The sequence below is a fragment of the Allobosea sp. genome, from assembly GCF_017308075.1.
Classification (GTDB): Bacteria; Pseudomonadota; Alphaproteobacteria; order Rhizobiales; family Beijerinckiaceae; genus Allobosea.
Genome location: NZ_JAFKFX010000059.1, coordinates 1 through 18,215, shown reverse-complemented (window position 1 = coordinate 18,215; position 18,215 = coordinate 1). Strand labels below are relative to the sequence as shown.

At 64.2% G+C, this 18,215-nt stretch carries 23 protein-coding genes; 19 read left to right on the top strand and 4 right to left on the bottom strand.

Annotated features, from left to right (window positions below; genetic code table 11):
- Positions 1-7 precede the first annotated feature (7 nt).
- The 13 genes from J0J10_RS26390 to J0J10_RS26330 all read left to right on the top strand — a co-directional run bounded on the left by J0J10_RS26390 (position 8) and on the right by J0J10_RS26330 (position 8,808).
- Positions 8-1,735, top strand: a complete 1,728-nt coding sequence (locus J0J10_RS26390) for a terminase large subunit (protein WP_291650546.1) — start codon at positions 8-10, stop codon at positions 1,733-1,735.
- Positions 1,728-2,990, top strand: coding sequence for a phage portal protein (locus J0J10_RS26385; RefSeq protein WP_291650544.1), 1,263 nt, complete (start codon positions 1,728-1,730; stop codon positions 2,988-2,990). The genes J0J10_RS26390 and J0J10_RS26385 overlap by 8 nt, the downstream gene beginning before the upstream one ends.
- Positions 2,991-3,055: 65 nt before the next feature.
- Positions 3,056-3,709, top strand: coding sequence for an HK97 family phage prohead protease (locus J0J10_RS26380; RefSeq protein WP_291650581.1), 654 nt, complete (start codon positions 3,056-3,058; stop codon positions 3,707-3,709).
- Between the two features lie 11 nt (positions 3,710-3,720).
- Positions 3,721-5,145: a phage major capsid protein gene (locus J0J10_RS26375; protein ID WP_291650541.1), complete on the top strand. Its 1,425-nt coding sequence runs from the start codon at positions 3,721-3,723 to the stop codon at positions 5,143-5,145.
- A gap of 69 nt (positions 5,146-5,214) precedes the next feature.
- On the top strand, positions 5,215-5,430 hold the full coding sequence (locus tag J0J10_RS26370; RefSeq protein ID WP_291650539.1) for a hypothetical protein: 216 nt from the start codon (positions 5,215-5,217) through the stop codon (positions 5,428-5,430).
- 1 nt (position 5,431) lies between these two features.
- Positions 5,432-5,788, top strand: coding sequence for a hypothetical protein (locus tag J0J10_RS26365; RefSeq protein WP_291650537.1), 357 nt, complete (start codon positions 5,432-5,434; stop codon positions 5,786-5,788).
- A gap of 2 nt (positions 5,789-5,790) precedes the next feature.
- Positions 5,791-6,360: a head-tail connector protein gene (locus J0J10_RS26360; protein WP_291650535.1), complete on the top strand. Its 570-nt coding sequence runs from the start codon at positions 5,791-5,793 to the stop codon at positions 6,358-6,360.
- Positions 6,360-6,716, top strand: a complete 357-nt coding sequence (locus J0J10_RS26355) for a head-tail adaptor protein (RefSeq protein ID WP_291650533.1) — start codon at positions 6,360-6,362, stop codon at positions 6,714-6,716. Before J0J10_RS26360 ends, J0J10_RS26355 begins: the two co-directional genes overlap by 1 nt.
- A gap of 248 nt (positions 6,717-6,964) precedes the next feature.
- Complete coding sequence (locus J0J10_RS26350) at positions 6,965-7,345, top strand: HK97-gp10 family putative phage morphogenesis protein (RefSeq protein WP_291650532.1); 381 nt, start codon at positions 6,965-6,967, stop codon at positions 7,343-7,345.
- Positions 7,338-7,736, top strand: a complete 399-nt coding sequence (locus J0J10_RS26345) for a DUF3168 domain-containing protein (protein WP_291650530.1) — start codon at positions 7,338-7,340, stop codon at positions 7,734-7,736. The genes J0J10_RS26350 and J0J10_RS26345 overlap by 8 nt, the downstream gene beginning before the upstream one ends.
- Before the next feature lie 39 nt (positions 7,737-7,775).
- Entirely contained in the window at positions 7,776-8,237 is a 462-nt protein-coding gene (locus J0J10_RS26340) for a phage tail tube protein (protein WP_291650528.1), read from the top strand.
- Positions 8,234-8,641, top strand: a complete 408-nt coding sequence (locus J0J10_RS26335; protein ID WP_291650526.1) for a gene transfer agent family protein — start codon at positions 8,234-8,236, stop codon at positions 8,639-8,641. Before J0J10_RS26340 ends, J0J10_RS26335 begins: the two co-directional genes overlap by 4 nt.
- Positions 8,641-8,808, top strand: a complete 168-nt coding sequence (locus J0J10_RS26330) for a hypothetical protein (protein WP_291650524.1) — start codon at positions 8,641-8,643, stop codon at positions 8,806-8,808. The genes J0J10_RS26335 and J0J10_RS26330 overlap by 1 nt, the downstream gene beginning before the upstream one ends.
- Before the next feature lie 4 nt (positions 8,809-8,812).
- Here the strand turns inward: J0J10_RS26330 and J0J10_RS26325 are convergent, their stop codons facing one another.
- Positions 8,813-9,418, bottom strand: coding sequence for a BRCT domain-containing protein (locus J0J10_RS26325; protein ID WP_291650522.1), 606 nt, complete (start codon positions 9,416-9,418; stop codon positions 8,813-8,815).
- An 81-nt stretch (positions 9,419-9,499) separates the two neighbouring features.
- Entirely contained in the window at positions 9,500-9,934 is a 435-nt protein-coding gene (locus J0J10_RS26320) for a hypothetical protein (RefSeq protein ID WP_291650520.1), read from the bottom strand.
- Positions 9,935-9,984: 50 nt separating this feature from the next.
- On the opposite strand from J0J10_RS26320, the gene J0J10_RS26315 reads away from it, so the two are divergent.
- Positions 9,985-11,844: a hypothetical protein gene (locus tag J0J10_RS26315; protein ID WP_291650518.1), complete on the top strand. Its 1,860-nt coding sequence runs from the start codon at positions 9,985-9,987 to the stop codon at positions 11,842-11,844.
- A gap of 396 nt (positions 11,845-12,240) precedes the next feature.
- Here J0J10_RS26315 and J0J10_RS26310 read toward each other — a convergent pair whose 3' ends face one another.
- Positions 12,241-12,573 carry a hypothetical protein gene (locus J0J10_RS26310; RefSeq protein ID WP_291650516.1) on the bottom strand — a complete coding sequence of 111 codons (333 nt, stop codon included), beginning with the start codon at positions 12,571-12,573 and terminating at the stop codon, positions 12,241-12,243.
- Positions 12,574-12,635: 62 nt separating this feature from the next.
- Here J0J10_RS26310 and J0J10_RS26305 point away from each other — a divergent pair, with 62 nt between their 5' ends.
- Complete coding sequence (locus J0J10_RS26305; RefSeq protein ID WP_291650514.1) at positions 12,636-13,199, top strand: hypothetical protein; 564 nt, start codon at positions 12,636-12,638, stop codon at positions 13,197-13,199.
- 6 nt (positions 13,200-13,205) lie between these two features.
- Here J0J10_RS26305 and J0J10_RS26300 read toward each other — a convergent pair whose 3' ends face one another.
- Positions 13,206-13,574 (bottom strand): hypothetical protein, encoded by a 369-nt coding sequence (locus J0J10_RS26300; protein WP_291650513.1) that lies wholly within the window; start codon positions 13,572-13,574, stop codon positions 13,206-13,208.
- A 59-nt stretch (positions 13,575-13,633) separates the two neighbouring features.
- On the opposite strand from J0J10_RS26300, the gene J0J10_RS26295 reads away from it, so the two are divergent.
- From J0J10_RS26295 to J0J10_RS26280, 4 genes are all read left to right on the top strand, one after another.
- Positions 13,634-14,026, top strand: coding sequence for a DUF6950 family protein (locus tag J0J10_RS26295; RefSeq protein WP_291650511.1), 393 nt, complete (start codon positions 13,634-13,636; stop codon positions 14,024-14,026).
- Entirely contained in the window at positions 14,026-16,116 is a 2,091-nt protein-coding gene (locus tag J0J10_RS26290) for a phage tail protein (protein ID WP_291650509.1), read from the top strand. Before J0J10_RS26295 ends, J0J10_RS26290 begins: the two co-directional genes overlap by 1 nt.
- A 10-nt stretch (positions 16,117-16,126) precedes the next feature.
- Entirely contained in the window at positions 16,127-16,810 is a 684-nt protein-coding gene (locus J0J10_RS26285) for a hypothetical protein (RefSeq protein WP_291650507.1), read from the top strand.
- Between the two features lie 932 nt (positions 16,811-17,742).
- A partial coding sequence (locus J0J10_RS26280) for a hypothetical protein (protein ID WP_291650505.1) occupies positions 17,743-18,215 on the top strand: 473 nt, incomplete at its 3' end.

Here is an 18,215-nt window from a genome sequence, read left to right as displayed (position 1 = left end):
GCTCCCGGTGGCTAAGAATTTCGCGGGCATCGCTGAGCGCTACGCTCGCGATGTCGTCGCCGGGAAGACACCGGCCTGCCGCTGGGTTCGGCTGGCCTGCAAGCGCCACCTTGACGATCTCACCGCATCGAAGGGGAAGGCCTATCCGTATCGCTTTGACGCGGCCGCAGCAGCGAAGGCCTGCACCTTCATCGAGCTGCTGCCTCATACGAAGGGCAAGTGGGCAGCGAAAGGTGAGCGGCTCGTTCTTTCGCCGTGGCAGGTCTTCAAGACCGTGGTGTTGTTCGGGTGGCTGAGGAAGTCGGACGGCTACCGCCGTTTTCGGACCGCGCTGATCCTGGAGCCTCGGAAGAACGGCAAGTCGGCATGGGCGGCCGCTGTCGGCCTGTACATGCTGACGATGGACGGCGAGCACGGCTCGGAGGTCTATTCCGGCGCCACGACTGAGAAGCAGGCCTGGGAGGTGTTTCGGCCGGCGCGGCTGATGGCGTTGAAATCGCCGCAGCTCGCCAGCGCGGTAGGGCTCACGGTCAACGCGTCGAACCTGCACATGCTCGGGAACGAGAGCCGGTTCGAACCTCTGATCGGCAAGCCGGGCGACGGTTCCTCGCCGCACTGCGCGCTGATCGACGAGTACCATGAGCACGAGACCGACGACATGGTCTCGACCATGGTCACCGGCATGGGCGCTCGGGAGCAGCCGCTCCTGCTGGTCATCACCACGGCCGGCGCGAACGTCGCCGGGCCCTGCTACCAGATGGTGACGGAAGCACGTCGGATGCTCGAAGGGATCACGGACGATCCCGAGATGTTCGCGCTGATGTACGGGATCGATGGCCCGGTCGGTAAGCCAGAGGACGACGATTACCAGCCCGGCGACGACTGGACGAAGCCGGAGACGCTGCGCAAGGCGAACCCCAACTTTGACGTCTCGGTCAAAGGCGAGTTCCTGCTCAGCCAGCAGCGCGACGCGATCAACAACGCCAGGAAGGCCAGCGCCTTCCGCACCAAGCACCTAAACGAATGGGTCTTCGCCAAGGAGGCCTATTTCAACATCGCGAAGTGGCAGGCCTGCGCGAATCCGTCGCTCAAGATGTCGGACTTCGCCGGCATGCCCTGCACGGTCGGGCTCGATCTCGCCAGTAAGGTCGACATCGCCGCAGCGGTATTTCTGTTCCGCAAGCCGATGGGCGGCTTCGCCGCGTTCGGCCGGTTCTACCTGCCGGAGAAGACGATCGAGCTCGAGGCGACCGGGAACTATGCGACCTGGCAGAGGGCAGGGCGCCTGATCCAGACCGATGGCGAGATGATCGACCACGGCCGAATCCTCGAGGATCTGGTCGACGCTTCGAAGACCTACACGATCGAGAGTATCGGCTACGACCCGGCGCAGGCGACCATGCTCGTCACGGAGATGATGGCCGAGGGCCTGCCGGTCGTGGAGTTCCGGCACACGGTGCTGACGATGTCGGAGCCGATGAAGGAGGTCGAGGCGCTGATCCGGTCCGGCAAGATCGAGCACGACGGCGATCCCTGTTTCACCTGGCAGATGGGCAACGTCGTCGCCCGAGAGGATGCCAAGGACAACGTCTATCCGCGCAAGGAGCGCGCGGAGAACAAGATCGACGCCGCCGTCGCCCTGATCATGGCGATGGGCCGGCAGATGGCGGGGGACCGCGACATGGACATCAGCGATTTCCTCAGCAACCCGATTGTGGCGATGGCCCGTGGCTGAGACGAGGCTCTCTTTCCCGGCTCGGATCAAGGCGGTTGTTCGGGCAGCTTTCGGCCTGACTGATGCCGACGCCTGGCGCGTCGCGTATCCGTCGGGCAACGCCGCCGGCAAGCATGTCACGGCCGAGACCTCGCTCGAGTTGGCGACGGTCTGGGCCTGCGTGCGCCTCCTCTCGGAGACGGTCGCGACGCTGCCGTTCATGCTCTACAAGACGGCAGCGGACGGCGGCCGGACAGTTGCCGGAGACGACCCGCTCTATGCGCTGATCCACGACGCGCCAAACGCCGACCACACCGCTGTCGAGTTCTGGGAAGGCGTCGTCCTCAGCCTCTGTCTCTGGGGCAATGCCTTCGCCAAGAAGGAGATCATCGGCGGCCGCGTCGTCGCGCTGACGCCGCTGCGCTGCGACCGGATGGCGGTTCGCCGCACCTCATCTGGCGCGCGGGAATACATCTACAGCGACCCGAAGGGCCGCCGTGTCTATCGCGAAGACGAGATTTTCCATGTGCGCGGCTTCGGCGGCGCCGGGGATGTCGGTCTCTCGCCGATCTCGTTCGCTCGGCAGTCGCTGGGCACGGCCATGGCGGCTGACGAGCTCGCCGGTGCGATCTTCGCCAATGGCGCGCGGCCGACCGGCATCCTGACGATTGATCAGGTGCTGAAGCCGGAGCAGCGCAAGCAGGTCCAGGATGCGATCGTCGCGCCTTTCGTCGGCAGCGACAACGCGGGCGGTCTCATGGTGCTGGAGGCGGGGATGACCTTCCAGGCCGTCTCGATGAAACCAGAGGATTCGCAGTTTCTGGAAACCAGATCGTTCCAGGTCGAGGAGATCTGCCGCTGGTTCCGCGTCCCGCCGTTCATGGTCGGCCATACGCAGAAATCCACGAGCTGGGGCTCTGGCCTCGAGCAACAGCTCATCGGCTTCCTGACCTTCGCGCTGAAGCCCTACCTTTCTCGGATCGAGCAGGCGGTTTCTCGCTCGCTTATCCCGGCGGCGCAGCGCGCGGTGCTGAAACCCGAGTTCAAGGTCGAGGGCCTGCTGCGGACAGATAGCGCGGCGCGCTCGGCGTTCTACGCGGTGATGGTGACGAACGGCATCATGACCCGCAACGAGGTCCGCCGCCTGGAGAACCTGCCACCTCTGCCCGGAGGCGACGAGCTCACCGTCCAGTCGCAGAACGTGCCTCTCGCCGAGGCCAACAAGCTGCCCGCGCCCGCTGCGGCCCGCGCGCCGGAAGACGAGGAAGATCAATGATCATCCGCTCGCAAATCCTTCGCAAGGATGCTCCTGGTCACAAGACCAAGGATTTCGCCTTGCAGGTGAAGGGCGTCTCCGACGAGGGGACGTTCGAAGGCTACGGCTCCATCTTCGGCAATCTCGACAGCTATGGCGAGAAGGTCATGCCCGGCGCGTTCGCCGAGAGCCTGGCCCGCCACCGGCAGGAGGGGTCGAAGCCCCTCATGCTTTGGCAGCACAACCCGGATGAGCCGATCGGCGTCTGGGACGACCTCGCCGAGGACGGCAAGGGCCTGAAGGGCACCGGCCGTTTCGTGCTGGAAACCGCCCGCGGTCGCGAGGCGCATGCGCTGCTGAAGGCCGGCGCGATCCGCGGCCTTTCGATCGGCTATCGCGAGGTCGAGGTCCAGCCGGACGGTAACAACCGCCTGCTGAAGAAACTCGACCTGATGGAGATCAGCGTCGTCTCGTTCCCGGCCAATCGCCGGGCCCGGGTCGAGGCCGTCAAATCGGAACGCATGGAAGAGTTCGCCCGCCGCCTGCGCGATGGCGACCCCATGCCGATCAAGGAATTCGAGGACCTCCTGCGTGAGGCAGGGGTCCCGAAGGCGATGGCCGTGCAGATCGCATCTGTCGGCTACGCCAAGGCCATTCGGAGGGAGTCCGAGGGCGTCGATAACACTCCCGCGCTGCGTGCGCTCAAAGAGGCCGCGCTGGCGTTCTCTCCCTCCCGGTAAGGACCACCCTCATGAAGATTTCGACCTTCCTGGCCGCGTTCGCGGTCGGGCTGCTGGCGCTCGCCGCCATCACGCCCACCGATGCCTTCGCCGCTTCGTCTGCGGTCCTGGCGTCCTCGCATTATGCCCCGCTCGCCCTGGCCGCCGCCGGTGGCGTGGCGCGCCTCGCGGCTGGCTTCGGCCGGTTCTCCCCGCGTATCGCCTTCGCTCCGCCCGACGAGGGCGCCGGCGCCGACATCACAGCCCTCGCTCGCGACCTCAAGGCTGCGGCCGACGATGTGAAGAAGCAGGCCGAGACGACCAACACCGAGCTGAAGAACCTCGGCAAGGTGACGGAGGACACGAAGAAGGCGGCCGACGAGGCGCTGGTCAAGCACAACGAGCTTGCCGCTCGTATGACCGAGATCGAGCAGAAGATGGTGCGCGGCGGCGGTGAGCCGGAGCGGCGCAAGTCCATCGGTGAGCAGGTCTCCGAGAGCGACGACTTCAAGGCTTTCGCCCAGAAGGCGGCGCGCGGCGGCAAGCTCAGCGCGAGCTTCCCTGTCAAGGCGATCATCTCCTCGCTGACCACCGACGCCAACGGCTCGGCCGGCGACCTGATCGTTCCCGATCGCCGCGGCCTGATCGATCCCGTGCTTCGCCGGATGACGATCCGCGACCTGATCACCCCCGGCCGCACCGCGAGCAACGCGATCCAGTATGTGAAGGAGACCGGGTTCACCAACTCGGCTGCCACGCACACCGAGACCGCTGGCACCCGCAAGCCGCAGTCGGAGATCAAGTTCGATCTGATGACCACCGCGGTCACCACGATCGCGCACTGGGTCCAGGCGACCAAGCAGATCCTCGACGACGTGCCGATGCTCCAGAGCTACATCGACGGGCGCCTGCGCTACGGCCTGATGTATGCCGAGGAGACGCAGCTCCTGATGGGCGGCGGCACCGGCACCGACCTGAACGGCATCTACACGCAGGCGACTGCGTTCTCGACGCCGATCACGATCGCGGCCCCGGTGACGAAGATCGACGTCATCCGTCTGGCGATGCTGCAGGCCTTCCTGGCCGAGTACCCGCCCAACGGCGTCGTCATGCACCCGACCGACTGGGCGACCATCGAGCTCACCAAGGACCTCGGCGGCAACTACCTCATGGCCAATCCGGCCGGCAATCTGGAGAAGCGCCTCTGGGGCCTCCCGGTCGTCGACACGCAGGCCATGACGATCGACAAGTTCCTGGTCGGCGCGTTCCAGCTCGGCGCGCAGATCTTCGATCGTGAGGACGCGAACGTGTCCATCTCGACCGAAGATGACCAGAACTTCACGAAGAACCTCGTCACGATCCTGGCCGAGGAGCGCCTGGCGCTCGCGGTCTATCGTCCCGAGGCCTTCATCAAGGGCGACTACAGCGACGCCATCACGGCGGCGACCTCGGCCTGATCGTTCGGCTGATACCGATGGGCGGCGAAATCCGCCCATCTCATGAGCCGAAGGGGAGGAGACCTCACCATGAAGATCAAGGCACTCGACAGCTTCGCCAGTGCAGAGACCGGGATGGTGCATGCCGGCGAGGAATTCGACGCGTCGGATATCTCCGACGCGCGTCTCGCGGAATGGGCCGATCGCGGCTTCATCCCCGCGCAGAAGAAGGAGCCGGCGGCTCCGAAGAACAAGGCCGAGCCGGCGCCCGAGAACAAGGGCGACGCCAAGAAGAAGGGCGACTGACATGCCCGTCACCAAGGCCGCCCAGAAGCGCAGTTTCGCCAACGTTGAGGGCTTCAAGAAGAAGCACTCCGGCGCACCGGCGAAGCCAGCCAACACGGTCCTGCCGGCGATCACCGGTACGGCGCAGGTCGGTGTCACGCTAACTTCGACGACTGGCACCTGGACCGGTCGGCCGACGCCGACCTATGCGCGGCAGTGGAAGCGTGCCGGGGTCGCTATCGCTGGCGCAACGGGGGCGACTTATGTCCCGGTCGTGGCTGACATTGGCGCTGTCATCACGGTCACCGTCACTGCCAACAGCATCGCCGGCAGCAAGGCCGCCACGAGCGCGGCGACCACCGCCGTCATTGCGGCTTGACCATGCGCGTCGTCGTCATCACCGAGCCGCCCGTGATCCTGCCGATCGTGGACGCCAAGGAGCATCTTGCCATCGACGCGGCTGACACGCACGACGACGGCAAGATCGCGGCCTATGTCGCGGCGGCGACGGCGCATATCGACGGCCCGGCCGGCTGGCTTGGGCGTTCGCTCGGCAAGCAGACGCTGGAGCTTCGGCGCTGCGGCTTCCCGACCTGGATCGACCTGCAATACGGGCCGGTGCTGTCGGTCGTCAGTGTGAAGTATGACGATCAGGACGGCAACGAGCAGACGCTCGACCCTTCACTCTATGTCGTCCACGGCAGCATTGTCGCGCGCGCGCCGGGCGCCTCCTGGCCGGCAGTGCGCCAGGGCGGCGAGAGCGTGCGCGTCCGGTACGAGGCGGGCTATGACGACGGCAAGGTGCCGACGCCGATCATTCAGGCGATCAAGCTCATCGCCGGCGACTTCTACCGGTTCACCGAGAGCGCGACGATGGGCGCGGTCAACAGCGTGCCGATGTCAGATACGGCCGAGCGTCTGCTCGCGCCGTACAAGGTCTGGCACCTCTGATGCTGGGGGCAGGGCAGCGCACCCGGAATCGCGTCCGGTTCGAGCAGCGGGTCGCCGGCGGCGATGTCGGGTATGGCAACACCCTTCCGTCGACCTGGACGGAGATTGTCACGATCTCTGGCGGCTTCCGCCCGAAGTTCGGCCGCGAGCAGCTTGAGGCTGGCCGGCTGGAAAGCACGATGCAGGGAACGCTGACGGTCCGGCGCACGCCGGCCACCGCTGGGGTCACTGCAGCCGCCCGCGTCGTGTTCGTCTCCGGCCCCTATTCTGGCAAGGCGTGCCAGATCCGCTCGATCATCCCGACGCCGGACAATCGCGAGATCGAAGTCATGCTGGAAGAGGGGACAGCGACATGAAGCGTCTGCATGGCCTCTTCCTCGAATATCGTTTGGCTCGCGATCTCGGCTATTCGCGATCGAAGTCAGCTCGCTTTGCATGGCGCTACGCGATCATCTGGCGAGTTCGCGGCTGATGCCTCGCGTCACATTCCTCCGCGACTTCGACTGCCCGTTCCCCGGCGGTTTCGTCGCCTACAAGGCCGGGCATTCCGGCCTCATCCCAACCGCCCATGCCGAGCGCGCCCGCGCCGCAGGAGTTCTCGCCGATGGTGAAGGGAGCGAAGTCGCTTCAGCGGCGGCTCGACAAGATTCCGATGGACGTGCGCGCGGCCGCGGCAACCGAGGCTCTGCTCGGCGCTCTCGCGCTTAGCGAGGCGATGAAGCAGGTCGTCCCCGTGAAAACGGGCAAGACGAAGGGCACGATCCGGGTCGAGCGCGGCAAGCGCGGCGACCGCTTCTATGTAAAGGCCGGCGGCTCGGCCACGACAGAAGGCGGCTTCGATACCGCGACAGCCTCTGAATGGGGCACGCAGAAAGAAACCGCCAAGCCGTGGTTCTATCCGACGTGGCGTCGGAACAAGAAGCAGATCAAGGCCGGCCTGGAACACGAGATCAAGAAGGCGGTTCGGAAGCACGAAAATGGCTGATCCGTCTCTGGCGCTTCAGGGCGCGATCAACACGACGTTGCGCGCGCAGGTCTCCGCAGTCGGCAACCGCGTCTTCGACGAGGTACCGCAGAACGTCGCCTTCCCTTACATCGAACTGGGCGAATTCCAGACGGTCGACGACGGCGCTCAGTGCATCGACGCGGTCGAGATCTATGCGACCCTTCACGTTTGGTCGCGGGCTCCTGGCCAGGTCGAGGCCAAGACGATCGCCGGCGCCGTACGCGGTGCTCTGCACGAGGCCGAACTCAATCTCGGCTCCGCCTGGCAGTTCCTCGAAATCGCGCACCAGGACACGCGATACCTGAAAGACCCGGATGGCCTCACCAGTCACGCCGTCCTGACCTTCCGCGCGCTGACCGCGGCGGCCTGAACCTCACCACCAGCAACATCCCCCTGAACGGAGGCCATCATGGCTAAGCCGGTTGTATTCGCCTTTGGCATGGGCCTCGTCTATCTGGGCGACGGCGCGGGTTCCGAGATCTTTTCCAAGCTCTGCGGCTTCAAGAACATCGGCCTGACGATTGAAAAGGATACCAACGACACCGTCATCGCCGACTGTGACGATCCCGATCTGGCTGTCTGGCGCGATACGGACGTAACAGCCATGGGCTGGTCGGCGGAGTTCTCCGGCGAGATGGCGAAGGCGGCCGAGGCGCTGCTCTGGGCGGCCGTCAACGGCAACGTCTCCCGCAACATCCGCATCCGCATCGTCGGCGGAGGCACGGGCTCCGGCACGCCGGATCTGGAGTTCTCCGGCGCAGCCCATATCACCTATGCCATCACCGGCGAGTTCGGTGGCAAGCTGCAGGTGGCGGTGACCGCGACCGGCGACGGCGCCCTGACCCGCGCCAGCGTGGCGGCCCTGCCATGAGCCTGTGCGCGATCGATTTCGACTGGGCGGACGGGCATTACACCTTCGCCCTGCCGATCGCGCAGCTCGAGGAGCTGCAGCGCCTTTGCGATGCCGGTCCCATGGTCGTCGCCGAGCGGCTGCGGCACGGCGTCTGGAAGATCGAGGACATCCACGCCACGCTGCGCCTTGGCCTGATCGGTGGCGGGATGGAGCCGATCGCAGCGCTTCGTCTGGTCAAGACCTATGTCCACGATCGGCCCTGGGGGGAAAACGTCCTGCCGGCGCTGGCGATCATCAATGCCGCGCTGTTCGGCAAGCCGGATGAACCGGTGGGAAAATCTCCGGCGGACGGGGAGGAGAGCGACCCGCCCGCCCGAACGGAAAGCTCGATTTCCGAGACTTCTACGGCCTCGGCGTCGTGATGGGCTTTTCGCCGCAGCAGGTCGGCGAGATGTCGCTCTGGCAGTTCATGGCCTGCGCCGATGGCTGGGCTCGCGCCAACTCGCCGGACGCCGCCAAGATCACAAACGATGACGACGAGGCCGGCGTGCGGGCGCTTTACGACGCGGCGCCGATGTATCTGCACTGACGCGTCAGACGCTTTTTACCCAATGGTCTTCGCAAACGATCGAGATAGGAACTCGTTTCTCTCTCATCTCGACGGCCTTGAGTATCTTGTTACCGAACGATGAGTGCTTCCAGGAGTCCGTGACATAAGTTCCGATAACGAGGTAACGGGTTTCACGGGTTAGGCTGCCGGCAAGCCCGCCTTTCGCCACGACCGCAGCCTCGCATGCCCGCCGATTGCCATAGGCGAAAGTCCCGGTGAAGCAAAATGAAGCGCCGGTTGTCGCAATCGTCGGATATGGGTTGCATAGAGGAAGAGTGGTCGCCTTCAATGCCTCGCCGAGTTCGCTCTTTGGAGCGACGAAGGATTGCAGCGTCGCAAGCAGTTCAGTTCTCTCATCATCGTCGACTATGCCGTCGGAAAGAATGTCGCTGACCCTATCGTAAAGAGTACGGATCAACGGCTGGCCGCTTACGGCTAAGTTGGCTGCAAGCCATGTCTGGAGAAACTCGACCTCGCTTTGGTGGATTGCCCCATCAGCAGATATTCCCTTGGCCAGTCCGATCAGCTCGTCGATCTGGCGATCGCTGATCCGTTCGCGGCCATATTGGTTTAGGATTTCGCTATCCATCTCCGCCCCCGCTGTTTTCATGAAGCGAAGCATTCTGACGGAAAGGAGTCGAGTCTCCGCTAGCTTGTTCTCGCCGAACCTCTAAACGGGCGAGCCGAGCTCTGCGGAGGTCACACGGCAACCGACCCGCTGAGCTTCCTGGTCAACAAAACCAAAGTTCAGGTCACGAACCGTGACAGTCTTTTTGGGTTGGAACTCGCGATAAGCGGTTCGCTTGGCTTCTCCGACCTTGGTTCCGCTCTGTCCGTAGAACTCGCAGAGGATAGTAGCGTCTTTAAGCCAGACATCGGCTGAGTTTTTGATCTTAACGGTTAGGACGGCGACGCTCGACATTCGAGAGGATCGCCCTTGGATCTCGACACTTAGGTGATCTGCCAATCGCCACGATTCGGGGATGACGGTCGGGGCGGCATTCTGAGCCGACGCTTTTTGTCCTGGTTCGACGGCCGCCCCTAGGACCAAAAGCCCGACAAAAAGAAGTCCGGTCCCGACCACGACCGTTTTCAACAGACCCATGCGCGCCTCCCGCGGAATGGGCACTGTTAACATTCCAATCGAGGAATCCAATGGCTGGCAGCGATTTGGTCATCAGCGTTGGCGCGTCAATAAAAGACCTTGAGCGCCAGATGAAGGCGGCTTCGAAGCTTGCCGAGCAGCAGGCTGACGAAATCGAGGCGAAGTTCCGGCGGACCAACCCGTCGTTTGGTGGTGATTTTGGGCTCGGGGTTTTGAAGGGCGCTGTGGCAGCCTTCAGCCTCGACAAGATCATCAAGGGCTTTGCAGCAGCAAACGCTGAGATCGCCAGTTTCGCGGACACGGCGCGCCGTGCAGGTTTGGACTTGCAGCGGTTCCAGGAACTCCGCTTGGCCGCGCAGAATGAGGGCATCGAAGGGAAAGCTTTCGACAAAGGAATCGGCGCGCTTGCCAAAGAGTTGAACGCGGCGCGGAGCGAAGAGACCGAGCTCGGAAAACTCCTCGAAGCCAACAATCTTTCGCTTCGCAATCGTCGCGGCGAGGTTGTTTCGGTCAATGAGGCGCTCGCGATGGCGGCTGACCTGATCAGCCGTGCCGCCACGGAGCAGGATCGGGTCCAGATCGCCGAAAAATTCAAGCTGCCTGACGATTTCGTTCCGTTGTTGGAAGGCGGCGCCGAGGCGATGAACTCCCTCGCGCAGAAAGCCCGCGAGGCAGGCGGCGTGGTAGACGACGAGGTCATTCGTCGTGCCAAGGATTTTGATACCGCTTGGAACACGGCTTGGAACGGCTTCGCCGCCTCGTCAAAAGCGGTGTTGGTTGAGGTAGCCCTCGACCTTAAACGCCTGATCGATCAAGCAATTGAGTTTCGTCAGCGCATGATAAATGCCGGCAAGGCAGGCGCGGCGTTTGGCGAACTAATGGGCAACGAGATCCAGGGGAAGCCCCAACCGACGCCCCAAGGCGGCACGCCGACCACCGCGCCTATCCCTCCTTCGCGGCCTGGGCGTGGTTATATTGGCTCGAATACCACGGTAATCCCGACCGGCAAGAAATCGGGCGGCGGAGGAGGCGGAGGGGGCTCCGGAGCCAAGTCCGAGGACGAGCAGGCGCAGGACCGGCTCGATCGGTATATCGAGAGCCTGGTTCGCCAGCGCGCGGTGATGGAAGCGGAGATCGCGACGGTCGGCAAGAGCAACGCCGAGCGCAAGGCGGCGGTTGAGATTGCCCGAGCCCAAGTCGATTTAGAAAAGCTCGGCACGGCGGCGAAGGCGGAATACATCGCCAAGCTCACCGAGGAGGTAGGCAAGAACGAAGAGGTTCGCGCGTCGAAGGAGCGGCTTCAGCAGGCGCAACAGGGCCTGAACGATGCTCAGAAATACTTCGGCAATGCGGCGGTCGACGCGCTGGAAGACCTGATCATCAATGGCGAGAAGGCCGAGGACGTGGTCAAGCGCCTCGCTGCATCGTTGGCGAAGGCTGCTCTGCAGGCTCTGCTCATCGGCGAAGGGCCTCTGGCTGGGCTGTTCGGCATGAAGGGTGTCGGCGGCGGTGCAGGCGGGCTTCTCGGTGGCATCAAGCTTGCTGGCGGCGGCTACGTCTCCGGTCCAGGCACCGGCCGGAGCGATTCCATTCCGGCACGACTGTCGAATGGTGAGTATGTGATCAATGCCCGCGCCACCAAGCAGAACCGCGCGCTGCTCGAGGCGATCAACTCCGGCAAGCTGCCCGCCTTCGCGGACGGCGGGCTGGTCGGGCGCCTGCCGTCCGTCCCGGCGAGCATCGCGCGCGGCAGTGGCGGCCCCTCTTTCAGCTATGCGCCGGTTATCGACGCCCGCGGTTCGCAGATGTCCGAGGCGCAGTTCCGCGCGATCCTGTCCGAGAACAATGCGGCGCTGAAGGCCGAGATGCCTGGTTATCTCGGCAAGCTGCAGCAGCGAGGTGGGACGTGAGCTTCCTCGGTTCAGATGCCCCAGCCGTCGCCGGCCCGGTCGCGCGCAGGTGCCTAACATCGTCATGGAAGCGCAAAAACATGGAGGAGCGTGATGAAGGCTAGTCTGACGACGCAGACCAAGTCGTGTTCTGATGACAGGCCAGCGACCAGGCGCTTGGCCGCGAAACTCGGCGTCAGCCCTGCAGAGCTTTCGGAAGCCCTAGCCGAGGTTGTCCCCGGCTTGCTCGCCAATCTTGTAAAACTGCAGCAGAGGATTCAATGATGTTCGATCCGAAAACGATGGTCAAGACAGATACGCCAGAATTCTATTACTTTACAGAAGAAGAAACAGAGCGTAGGCGCCGGGCCGGCGAGCCGCTTTTCCTCTACCAGCCACCAACATTATCAAGGCGGCTCAAACGCCGTCTTGTTGGGTTTGCCCGCGGTATAGGCCTGCTGCTTGGGCGTTCTCCCTAACGCACTCGATCCGGTAAAGCGCCTGCCTCGCCCCGTGGCCGGTCGCTGATGTGGCAATCGGCCCGCCGATCTGTGACTGAATAAGCTTAGCGATTGACCGAGCCGTACCGGCAGAGTTCTGATCGATGAATTCCCGCGTCGCTTGATCATCAGCCTGAACGAGATCAGGCGGCGTCGTGATCGCGATATACGCGATCAAGCCTTCAACCATGTTTTCGAGTTCGTCAACGCGGCTGGCTAGCGCGAGGATTTGCGCGTCACGTTCTGCCATTTCACCACCCCCCTCCAATTTTCCTTAGGTAAGCACGCGCTTGTCGCAGGAGTCGAATCCTCATGTCATTCCTCGGCGCTGATGCGTCTGCCGTTACCGGCACAACCGCGCGCCTTGCTTTGCTGGCCTGGTTCGATTTCGTCGGCGATCCACGCTGGTACTGGACCGGCTTCGGCCCGCTGCGGACGTCGGATGGCCAGATCTGGGAAGGTACGGCCGGCCTCGCCACGATCTCGGGGCTTTCGGTGCCAATCGGCACGGCGGCTCAGCAGGTCAGCTTCGGGCTATCCGGCGTTGACCCGCGCGTCATCGCATTGGCTCGGCAGCAGTCGGCCCAGGTCAAGGGTCGCGATTGCTCGGTCTATCTTCAGCTCTTCAATGAGGACTTGAGCCTGCGCGGGCCTGTGCGCCATGTCTGGAGCGGTCTGCTCGACGTGATGACCTACAAGATGGAGCGCGGCGGCACCTATTCCGTCGACCTCACTGCCGAGAACCTCTGGGCCGGCCGGCGCAAGCCGCCGCATGGTTACTATACCGATGCCGACCAGCAGGCCCGGTACCCCGGTGACCTCGGCTGCCAGTATGTCGCGTCGCTGCCGGGCAAGACGATCAACTGGCCGGGGTGATGGAGATCACGATGGTCGATCAGAATGTACCGCGGATAAAGTTAGCAACGCCTGCGCCAGTTTGGTCGGCTCGGGAACTTCCACACCCAGACACGTCTGACCCATCTGTATCAGAAGTCCTGGTTGGCTCGATCCAGATTGAAGGATCGGCGACAGTGAGGTCGGCAGGATATAGCCTTGGTACTCGTTCGCTCCAGGCTGAATGGGTTGATCTGCTCCGACGTTCGCTGATGCAGTTCTGGCCGCACCGAGCAAAAGGGCGCAAATCGCGCTGATATCTGTTGCTGGGAAGATGACGTCGAGTATCGGCGCGCCAACTGGCTCCGCAATGAACTGAACTTTGCCGTCCTGTGTCGCGGCGACGCTGATCTTCATAGTCGATCTCCCCCTGCAGGCCGCAGATTGGCTTGCGCCTCCTTGAGAGTCGAATCTCCATGTCTCGCTCCGAACGCCTGACCGCCTTTGTCGCGGCCGGCGCCCGCACGCCTTTCGTCTGGGGGACGTGTGATTGCACGCTCTGGGTGGCAGATTGGGTGCTTTCGGAAACCGGCATCGACCTTGGGACTGGGCGACGCGGCAGTTACGCGAGCGCGCTTGGATGTCGTCGCCTGCTCCAGTCCGCCGGCGGGTTGTCGGTCCTCGTCGCTGATTTGATGGCGCGCGCCGGGTTTGCCGAGGCCGATGCGCCGGCGGTGGGCGATGTCGGGCTGATCGAGACTACGGCCGGCCCGATGATGGCGATCTCCACCGGAGAGCGCTGGGCTCTGAAAACAGCAGATGGCGTTGCTGTTGTGGGCGCGACCCCTATCGAAATATGGAGAATCTGATGGCGCTTGCGGTTGGAGCCGCGGTCCTCACTGCTGTCGGCGCGACAACTCTGGCTGCGTCGACGACTGCCGCCACAATTGTCGGCTCGGTCGTCATTACCGGCGCTCTCGTCGGTGTCAGCTATGCGACGCAAACGCTGGCGCAGCAGAAGCCGAAGCGCGAGCGCCAGCAGGCGACGCTCAATGAGGCGATGGGGCCGCGCCGGTTCATCTACGGTAGGGCGCTGGTCGGCGGCACGCGCGCCTTCTGGGATGCGCGCGGCGGCATGATGTTCCAGTGCATCATGCTCGCCGGACATGAGATCGACGGCATCGCCGAATACTGGATCGGTGACCAGCTCGTGACCACCGACGGCGGCGAGGCCGGCGGCAATGTCACCACTGTCCCGATGAACGGCGCGATCTTCTTCGAACGCTATCTCGGCACGGCAGGCCAGACTGCGGCTCTGCTGCTCACCACGAATTTCCCGGAGGTCTGGACCGCCAACCATCGTTTGCGCGGGATCGCCCATGTCTGTGTCGTCTTCAAGGGCGTGCCGGAAAAGCACCAGAACAAGGTTTTCCCGCAAGGCGCCAACACCGTCCTGCGCTTCGTCGTGCGCGGCAAGAAGATCTATGATCCGTCGCTCGGCTGGATGGATCCGGAGAACCCCGCAGCCTGGCTCTGGGGCGACAATTCCGGAGACGTTATTCTCGACTATCTGCGCGACGCCAATGGCTATCGCCGGTCTCTGGCACAGATCGACATGCCGGCCTTCGCCGATTTCCACGCGCACTGCGCTGAGAATGTGCCGCGCAAGGATGGCTCGCCGGTCGGGCGCTATCGAACCTGGGGCACGATCGGCTTCGACGAGGAGCCGCAGGCTGTGCTGGCCCGGCTCTGCGCCAGCTGCGACGCAACGCTCTATCAGGGGCCGTCGGGCAAGATCGGAATCCGCAACAGCGTCTGGACCGGCCCGCTGATCAACATCTCGACGCGGCACATCACCGGCGCGGCGCTGAGCCAGGGCAATGACAAGCTCGACAGCTATAACCGGCTGAAGGTCAGCTACACCGACCCGAACAACTACTATCAGCCGACCGAGCTGACGCCACGCGATGATCTCTCCTCGCAGGCCGCGATCGGGGTGATCGAGGAAACGCGCGACCTCGTCATGGTCCCGGAATGGACGCAAGCCGCCCGGCTCCAGAAGATCATGATGGCGAAGGAGAACCCGATCTGGAAGGGCTCGATCGCGACGGACCTCATGCCGCTCGATGCGCTCGACGCCAAGGTGGTCGATATCACCTTCGATCCCGTTCCGGGCGGCGCCGAGCCGCTTATGAACGCCCCCTGCGAGTTCACCGCCTTCTCGCTGCGCGGCGACGCCTCAGGCTGCGATATCGGCTTCAGGTCGGTGCCTGCGAGCGCGTTCACCTGGAATGCTGCGGTTGAGGAGCCGCCAAGGCCCGTGACGCCGGCGAGCGTCGTACAGGTCAACATCATCGACGCGCCGACTTCAGTGGTGGCGACCATCGAGCGCCCTGCATTGTCGAGTTCCATCAACGGCGTCTCAATCCGCTTGTCATGGGCTGCCTCGTCCAGGTCCGACGTGACGCCAGAGGCGCAGTATTCGGCCACTGGGGTTGGCGACTGGATCGCTATGTCGCTTGCAGGCGACGGCTTGTCCGCTGTGACGCCGCTGCTCTCGGATGGCGGGTCTTATGATCTGCGGGTGCGTTTCGTCGCCGGCGGCACAGCGAGCGATTGGTCTGCTGTTGGCCCCGTCACGGCGGTTGCAGACGAGGTCCTCACCGGACCGCCGACCGGCTTCGTCGCTAACGGCGGCTCCGGTCAGGTCATGCTGGCATGGACCGCGCCCAACTCCAGCAATCTCGGCTCGGTTCGGCTCTACCGCGCGCCGGTGGGCGCAGGCTTCGGGTCGGCTGTCGTGGTTACGACGGTGAATCTCGCCCCGAACCAGGCTTTCGACATGATCGATGGCAGCCTGCTCGTGGGCAATTACGAATACTGGGCGCGCGCGCTCAACCGCTCCGGTCTCGGCGATGCATCGAGCACTGCGGGGCCTGTAACCGCGGCCGTTAGCTGAAAGCACCATCATGGCTGAAACATTGGACTGGCCGGCGCAGTTGCGCCCGGCCAACCTTCGGCTTGCCTTGGCCGGGCAATCAGTATCGGGCGGCCGCTCCGCTACTGGTCGCGAGCAGGTCGTCGCGGCTCCTGGTCAGCGCTGGACGCTGCGCTACTCTGGTGTCTACGTCCGTAGTGCCGAGCAGATCCGCGCGCTGCGTGCGCTGGAAGCCCGCCTCGACGGCCGCGCCGGGCTGCTGCGCCTTCCGGTCTATGATTGTTTCCGGACGCGCGGTTTTTTCGGCGATCCGTCCAATGTCGGCTTTCGCCATGTCCCGCACAGCGACGGGGCGTCGTTTTCGGACGCCGCCTATTACCGGCAACCGGGATCTGGCGCGGCAATCACGCTCACGGCCAATGCCGCGCTGAACGCGACCACGCTGGCGATCGCGTGGAACGACCTGCCGCCCACAGAGGGCCTGCATTTCTCCATCGGCGACAATCTCTATCGCATCGCCCGGCTGCAAACGACTGGGGTCGGTGCAGGCAACATCACCATCCGCCCCTGGCTGCGTGCCGCCGCTTCGTCCGGTGCAACCCTGAACTTCCTGAACCCTCGCGCTGTGATGCGCCTTAGCCAGGACGACGGGTTGGCGCTCGACCTGCAGCTCTGGCGTCGCGACACCCTGACAATCGACTTCGAGGAGCCCTGAGATGGCCGAGATTGCTACTGCGTTCAATACGGCGTTCGCGGACGGTTCCGGGGCGCCCCGCTTGGTTCCAAAATCAGAGGCGCGCGCGATCGGGCCGGTTATCGAAACGCAGATCAATACCGAAGTTGCGCGAGCTACGTCGCGCGAGAACGCATTGGAATCCCAGCTCCTAGCCGAGGCTGCGCGTCTTACCGAAAGCCGCTCCGGCCTCGTCGTCAGCTTGGATGAAAGCGCAACCTTTCAGCAGATCGGCAACCCGGCCATCCCAGTCTCGGGAGCTGCGCTGAGTAACACGGTCTTCGCCTTCCCGGAGCCGATCGGCAAGGACGGGCCTCTGAGCCGGTTCCGCGGCGTCGGGATCAATGGCGGCGGGCTCGTCCGGGTCAAGCAGGGCAGCCTCGTCGGCAACACCTTCACGCAGGTCGGGTCTGATCTGCCGGTGACGGTGCCGGCCGGCGAGTTCGACCTCGACGCCAAGGCGCTCGGCTACTTCCCGCTCCAGGCGGGGCTCTGCCTGGCCATTTTGCCCGGCGATGCATCTGCGCGCTATCTCGGCTCGACCAACGCTACCGGCTCTGTCGCTGCGACGCCGGTCCTTAGCGCTACGCCGGGTTCCGGCGATCAGACGTCCTTCACCGGCACGCTAGTCACGAATGCGCGTCTGGAGATGCAATTCGAGGTCGGCGCCCCGGCCGAGCGTGGCTCGCTCGGTCGTGTCGCACAGGCGGCGTCCGTCACCGGCGCCGCGCTTGAACTGCTGTCCTCGACGCAGCGCATCGGCTGTCCCGGCACACCGGTGTCGGCGCCGAACCTGAACACCGGCACCTACGTCTTCGGCGACGCGGTCTCGGCCTCTGGCTATCTCGTCGGTCTCGCGCTCTATTCCACGGCGGCGACTACCATCCGCCTGAAGCGCTTCACCAAAGCCGGGGATGTCTTCACGCAGGTCGGCGCGGACACGCTGGCGCGCGTCGCCGGCCGGGGATGTCTTCACGCAGGTCGGCGCGGACACGCTGGCGCGCGTCGCCGTGGGGCTCAACATCCTGACCATGGCCGATATCGGCGTCATGCCGGTGAGCGCCGGCGAGTATCTCGGCTGGTTCGGGCCGTCGCTGGTGCGAACTGCAGGTTCGAATCTCGGCGGCCCCGGCCTCTACAATTCCGGGTCTGGAACCGGCAATCTGTCGACCTTCACGGACGCCACACTCGACACCGCTGCACGCGCCGAGATCGCCTTTACGGTAGGCAAGCCGACTGTCTCAGAGCCACGGCTGCGCAAGGTCGAAACCGGGATCGATCAGATCCTCGTCGCTCTGCGCGAGTCGCTCTCGGACTATTCGCCGGGCCTCGCGCTGGTCAATCACGAGGGGTTCTGGATCGACGCCAGCGACAAGCGCACCCTGTT

Bases quoted from the DNA above. Each gene is read 5' to 3' on its own strand.
- J0J10_RS26375 (WP_291650541.1), top strand. From the start codon at position 3,721: ATGAAGATTTCGACCTTCCTGGCCGCGTTCGCGGTCGGGCTGCTGGCG.
- J0J10_RS26370 (WP_291650539.1), top strand. From the start codon at position 5,215: ATGAAGATCAAGGCACTCGACAGCTTCGCCAGTGCAGAGACCGGGATG.
- J0J10_RS26365 (WP_291650537.1), top strand. From the start codon at position 5,432: ATGCCCGTCACCAAGGCCGCCCAGAAGCGCAGTTTCGCCAACGTTGAG.
- J0J10_RS26360 (WP_291650535.1), top strand. From the start codon at position 5,791: ATGCGCGTCGTCGTCATCACCGAGCCGCCCGTGATCCTGCCGATCGTG.
- J0J10_RS26355 (WP_291650533.1), top strand. From the start codon at position 6,360: ATGCTGGGGGCAGGGCAGCGCACCCGGAATCGCGTCCGGTTCGAGCAG.
- J0J10_RS26350 (WP_291650532.1), top strand. From the start codon at position 6,965: ATGGTGAAGGGAGCGAAGTCGCTTCAGCGGCGGCTCGACAAGATTCCG.
- J0J10_RS26345 (WP_291650530.1), top strand. From the start codon at position 7,338: ATGGCTGATCCGTCTCTGGCGCTTCAGGGCGCGATCAACACGACGTTG.
- J0J10_RS26340 (WP_291650528.1), top strand. From the start codon at position 7,776: ATGGCTAAGCCGGTTGTATTCGCCTTTGGCATGGGCCTCGTCTATCTG.
- J0J10_RS26335 (WP_291650526.1), top strand. From the start codon at position 8,234: ATGAGCCTGTGCGCGATCGATTTCGACTGGGCGGACGGGCATTACACC.
- J0J10_RS26330 (WP_291650524.1), top strand. From the start codon at position 8,641: ATGGGCTTTTCGCCGCAGCAGGTCGGCGAGATGTCGCTCTGGCAGTTC.
- J0J10_RS26325 (WP_291650522.1), bottom strand. From the start codon at position 9,418: ATGGATAGCGAAATCCTAAACCAATATGGCCGCGAACGGATCAGCGAT.
- J0J10_RS26320 (WP_291650520.1), bottom strand. From the start codon at position 9,934: ATGGGTCTGTTGAAAACGGTCGTGGTCGGGACCGGACTTCTTTTTGTC.
- J0J10_RS26315 (WP_291650518.1), top strand. From the start codon at position 9,985: ATGGCTGGCAGCGATTTGGTCATCAGCGTTGGCGCGTCAATAAAAGAC.
- J0J10_RS26310 (WP_291650516.1), bottom strand. From the start codon at position 12,573: ATGGCAGAACGTGACGCGCAAATCCTCGCGCTAGCCAGCCGCGTTGAC.
- J0J10_RS26305 (WP_291650514.1), top strand. From the start codon at position 12,636: ATGTCATTCCTCGGCGCTGATGCGTCTGCCGTTACCGGCACAACCGCG.
- J0J10_RS26300 (WP_291650513.1), bottom strand. From the start codon at position 13,574: ATGAAGATCAGCGTCGCCGCGACACAGGACGGCAAAGTTCAGTTCATT.
- J0J10_RS26295 (WP_291650511.1), top strand. From the start codon at position 13,634: ATGTCTCGCTCCGAACGCCTGACCGCCTTTGTCGCGGCCGGCGCCCGC.
- J0J10_RS26290 (WP_291650509.1), top strand. From the start codon at position 14,026: ATGGCGCTTGCGGTTGGAGCCGCGGTCCTCACTGCTGTCGGCGCGACA.
- J0J10_RS26285 (WP_291650507.1), top strand. From the start codon at position 16,127: ATGGCTGAAACATTGGACTGGCCGGCGCAGTTGCGCCCGGCCAACCTT.